We start from the raw sequence: 4,102 nt of genomic DNA on the forward strand, positions 1-4,102 counted from the left end.
CGAACCCGGAAGCTAAGCCTTACAGCGCCGATGGTACTGCAGGGGGGACCCTGTGGGAGAGTAGGACGCCGCCGAACAAATATTGCGAAAACCCCGTGCCATTTGGCACGGGGTTTTTTGCGTTTAGGCTCATAGCCATGCGCTATGACCTCGTGATCTTCGACAACGACGGTGTTCTCGTCGACAGTGAGCCGATCTCCAACAAGCTCCTGGCCGGCTGTCTCACGGAGCTCGGGTACCCCACCTCATACGAGGAGTCGCTCCGTGACTACATGGGTGCCGCGATGCACCGCGTGCACGACCTCGTCGAGGAGCGCACCGGGCAGCGGTTGCCGGATGACTTCGACGATGTCTTCCATGCACGTGTGTTCGCCGCGTTCGAGCGTGAGTTGAAGCCGGTCGCCGGGGCCGTCGACGTAGTGGAGCGGCTGGCGGCTGACGGAGTGCCGTACTGCGTGGCTTCGTCCGGGAGTCATGAGCGGATTCGGGTGGGGCATCGGACGACCGGGCTCGACCGATGGTTCGACGAGGGGCGGGTCTTCTCCTCGCAGGACGTGGGGCGGGGGAAGCCCGCGCCGGACCTGTTCCTGTACGCGGCCGAGCGGATGGGCGTGGTACCGGAGAGGTGTGTGGTCGTGGAGGACAGTCCGTTGGGAGTGCAGGCCGCTGTCGCGGCCGGGATGGATGTGTACGGGTTCACTGCGATGACGCCTGCTGAGCGGCTTTCCGGGGCCAACCAACTCTTCGGTGACCTGCGGGAGTTGCCTGACCTGCTCGTCTGACATTTGTCATGCCGAGGTCCGGACGATCGGTTCTACTGGCGGCCGGGGGCTCCCCGGCAGTCTGAGTGCATGACGACGAACACGGGCTCCAGGACGAAGAATCTCGCGCCGCTCCTCATGGACGTGGCGGTGCCGATCGGGTCGTACTACCTGCTGAAGAGTGGGTTCGGGATGGGGACCGTGGCGGCGCTGGGGTGGAGCAGTGTGCTGCCGGCGGTGCGGACGGTGTGGGGGGTTGCCGTCAAGCGGAAGGTCAACGCCTTCGCCGCGCTGATCCTCTTCGTGAATGTCGTCGGGTTGTCGCTCAGCCTGGTCGCCGGTGATCCTCGGCTCATGCTCGCCAAGGACAGCGGGGTCAGCAGCGCGATCGGGATCGGGGTGCTGGTGTCGGTGGCGATGGGGCGGCCGATGATGACCGCCGGGATGAAGCCCTGGCTCGTGAAGGGGGACCCGGCGCGGGAGGCCGTCTTCGAGCGGCTGTTGAGCGGGTCGGCGGCCTTTCGGCGGGCCGAGCGGCGGTTCTCGCTGGTGTGGGGTGTCGCGCTGCTCGGTGAGTGTGTCGCCCGGGTTGTCGGGGCGTACACGCTGCCCGTGGACACCATGATGTGGCTGGGGACGGTCGTGATGATCGGGACGATGGGTGTGACGGCCGTCGTCAGTGGTGGTCTTGCGGCCGGGCCCATGGCGGAGATGATCGCCGCTGAGCTGAAGGCCGGGAATGACCCCGCACCTGCGGTTCTTCCCTCGCTGGTGCCCGCTCGGTAAAGGTGAACCGAATTCATCTTTGGCTGGATCTACCCACGAGTACGCCGGGGCCCTTACGCTCGCCGCCATGACAGATGTGCTGCGGCGCGGTAGGGCCTCGTTGGCGTTCAGTTTCTTCGCTCAGGGCGCCACCTTCGCGCTGCTCGTGACACGTATCCCCGCGATCCAGGACCGGTACGGGGTCTCGGACGGGCTGCTGCCCGTCTTCCTGGCCGCCGTGCCGATCCTCGCCGGCGTCGGGAGTGTGACCACCGAGCAGTTGGTGAAGCGAATACGGCCCAGTGTGCTGCTGCGCTGGTCCCAGCCCGTCGTGCTGCTGGCGCTGCTCGGGGTCGGGGCCGGCGACAGCATGGCCGAACTGGCCGTCGCGCTCGGCGCGTTCGGGCTCGGGGTGGGTGCGCTGGACGCCTCGATGAACATGCTCGGGGTGAGTCTGCAGCGGACGTACGGGCGGAGCATCATGCTCAGCTTCCATGCCGCGTACAGCCTGGGCGGGATCGTGGGGGCCTCGCTGGCGTGGGCGGGGGCGCACTGGCATCTCGCGCTGTGGGTGTCCTATCTGCCCGTGGTGGCCGTCCTGCTGCCGGCGGCCTTCGTGGGGAGCCGGTGGTACGTCGACGGGAGTGGGCCGGAGGCGGAGGGCGAGGGGGCCGAGGCCGGGCCGCTGGTCTTCAAGCTGCTGCTGCCGCTGTGTCTGGTGATGACCTTCGCCTATATCGGGGACTCGACCGTCTCCAACTGGAGCGCGAAGTACCTGAAGGACGTGCTGGGGAGTTCGGAGCAGGTCGCGACCGTTCCGTACAACGTCTACATGGTGATGTGCCTGGTCGGGCGGGGGATCGGAGACCTCGGGGTGCGGCGGTTCGGGGCCGTGGCCGTCGTACGGCTGGGGGCGGTGGTGGCCGCGCTGGGGTTCGCGGTGGTGGCCGTGGCGCCCGGGGCCGGGGTCGGGATGCTCGGGTTCACGCTGCTGGGGCTCGGGCTGTGTGTGCTGGTGCCGCAGACTTTCGCGGCTGCCGGGCGGCTGTTCCCGGGGGCCTCCGATACGGCGATCGCGCGGCTCAATGTCTTCAATTACGTCGGGTTCCTGATCGGTTCGCCTCTGGTGGGGGCGCTGGGCGATGCGTGGAGTTACCGCGGGGCCATGCTCGTGCCGATGGTGTTGGTCCTGGTGACGTTGGTGTACGCCCGCTCGTTCGCGCCGCAGGAGGGCCGGTACGGTGACGGGCATGAGCGGGCGCGCACAGCTGATGTGGGACGAGGCAGTAACGGGCTATGACTTCGGCCGGGACCATCCGATGGACCCGGTCCGGCTCGCCCTGACCCGGAGACTCGTCGACGCCTTCGGGCTCGACAAGGACGTGAACGTCGTAGCGGCGAAGCCCGCCGGTGAGTCGACGCTGCGGCTCGTCCACCGGGAGGACTACGTCGAGGCGGTGAAGGCCGCCTCGGCCGATCCGGAGTCGGCGGACGGGGCGTACGGACTGGGGACGATGGACGACCCGGCCTTTGCCGGTATGCATGAGGTGTCCGCGCTGATTGCGGGGCAATCAGTGGGGGCGGCGGAAGCCGTATGGGCCGGGGATGTGTCGCATGCCGTGAACTTCGCCGGTGGGTTGCATCACGCGATGCCGGGGGCGGCCTCCGGGTTCTGCATCTACAACGACGCCTCGCTGGCCATCGCCCGGCTGTTGGAGCTGGGGGCCGAGCGGGTCGCGTACATCGATGTGGACGTGCATCACGGGGACGGGGTCCAGGCGGCGTTCTGGGAGGACCCCCGGGTGCTGACGATCTCCCTGCACGAGCATCCCCGGACGCTGTTCCCGCAGACCGGCTGGCCGGAGGAGACCGGGGCCGCGAGCGCGGAGGGCTCGGCGGTGAACGTGGCGCTGCCGGCCGGGACCGGGGACGCCGGGTGGCTGCGCGCCTTCCACGCCGTCGTGCCGGAGCTGATCGCGGACTTCCGGCCGCAGGTGCTGGTGACGCAGCACGGGGCCGACACGCACTTCGAGGATCCGCTCGCGCACCTCGCGGTGTCGCTGGACGCTCAGCGGGCCGTGCAGGTGGCCTGCCACGAGCTGGCGCACGAGTACGCGGACGGGAAGTGGGTCGCGCTCGGCGGGGGCGGTTACGCCGTGGTGGAGGTGGTGCCGCGGTCGTGGACGCATCTCGTCGCGATCGCCGCGGGGCGGGAGATCGCGCCCGAGGCGGTGATTCCCGAGGGGTGGCGGCAGGAAGCGTTCGCGCGGACGCGGGAGTTGGGGCCGCAGCGGATGACGGACGGGCGGTGGCCGGTGGAGTACGCCGACTGGGAGTCGGGGTATGACCCCGCCGACCGTCTCGACCAGGCGGTGGTGGCGACTCGGCGGGCGGTGTTTCCGTTGCGGGGGTTGTTGGCGTAGGCCTCGGGTGGATGTGCGGGTGGGTGGGGGTGGTGGGTGTCGCGGGTTTTTTCGCCCCCGCCGCCCCTGCCCGTCCCGTCCCGGGGGGGGGGGGGGGGCGCCCCCCCCCCCCCCCCCCCCACGCGCCCCCCCCCCCCACCTACCACGACACCG

General features: G+C 69.5%; 4 protein-coding genes and 1 rRNA gene. All 5 read left to right on the forward strand.

Features of this window, described 5'->3' with window-relative positions; all coding sequences use genetic code 11:
* A 5S ribosomal RNA gene (gene rrf, locus AB0I51_RS48115) occupies positions 1-77 on the forward strand; the annotation flags it as partial.
* Positions 78-137: 60 nt separating this feature from the next.
* Positions 138-782, forward strand: coding sequence for an HAD family hydrolase (locus tag AB0I51_RS48120; protein WP_362985838.1), 645 nt, complete (start codon positions 138-140; stop codon positions 780-782).
* Positions 783-851: 69 nt separating this feature from the next.
* Positions 852-1,547, forward strand: a complete 696-nt coding sequence (locus AB0I51_RS48125) for a VC0807 family protein (RefSeq protein ID WP_362985832.1) — start codon at positions 852-854, stop codon at positions 1,545-1,547.
* 67 nt (positions 1,548-1,614) lie between these two features.
* Positions 1,615-2,826 carry an MFS transporter gene (locus AB0I51_RS48130; protein ID WP_362985834.1) on the forward strand — a complete coding sequence of 404 codons (1,212 nt, stop codon included), beginning with the start codon at positions 1,615-1,617 and terminating at the stop codon, positions 2,824-2,826.
* Entirely contained in the window at positions 2,777-3,949 is a 1,173-nt protein-coding gene (locus AB0I51_RS48135; protein ID WP_362985836.1) for an acetoin utilization protein AcuC, read from the forward strand. Before AB0I51_RS48130 ends, AB0I51_RS48135 begins: the two co-directional genes overlap by 50 nt.
* Positions 3,950-4,102 lie beyond the last annotated feature (153 nt).

This window comes from Streptomyces sp. NPDC050549 (assembly GCF_040655035.1).
Lineage (GTDB): Bacteria > Actinomycetota > Actinomycetes > Streptomycetales > Streptomycetaceae > Streptomyces.

Coding starts and splice junctions, on each gene's coding strand:
- AB0I51_RS48120 (WP_362985838.1), top strand. CDS start 138: ATGCGCTATGACCTCGTGATCTTCGACAACGACGGTGTTCTCGTCGAC.
- AB0I51_RS48130 (WP_362985834.1), top strand. CDS start 1,615: ATGACAGATGTGCTGCGGCGCGGTAGGGCCTCGTTGGCGTTCAGTTTC.
- AB0I51_RS48135 (WP_362985836.1), top strand. CDS start 2,777: ATGAGCGGGCGCGCACAGCTGATGTGGGACGAGGCAGTAACGGGCTAT.
- AB0I51_RS48125 (WP_362985832.1), top strand. CDS start 852: ATGACGACGAACACGGGCTCCAGGACGAAGAATCTCGCGCCGCTCCTC.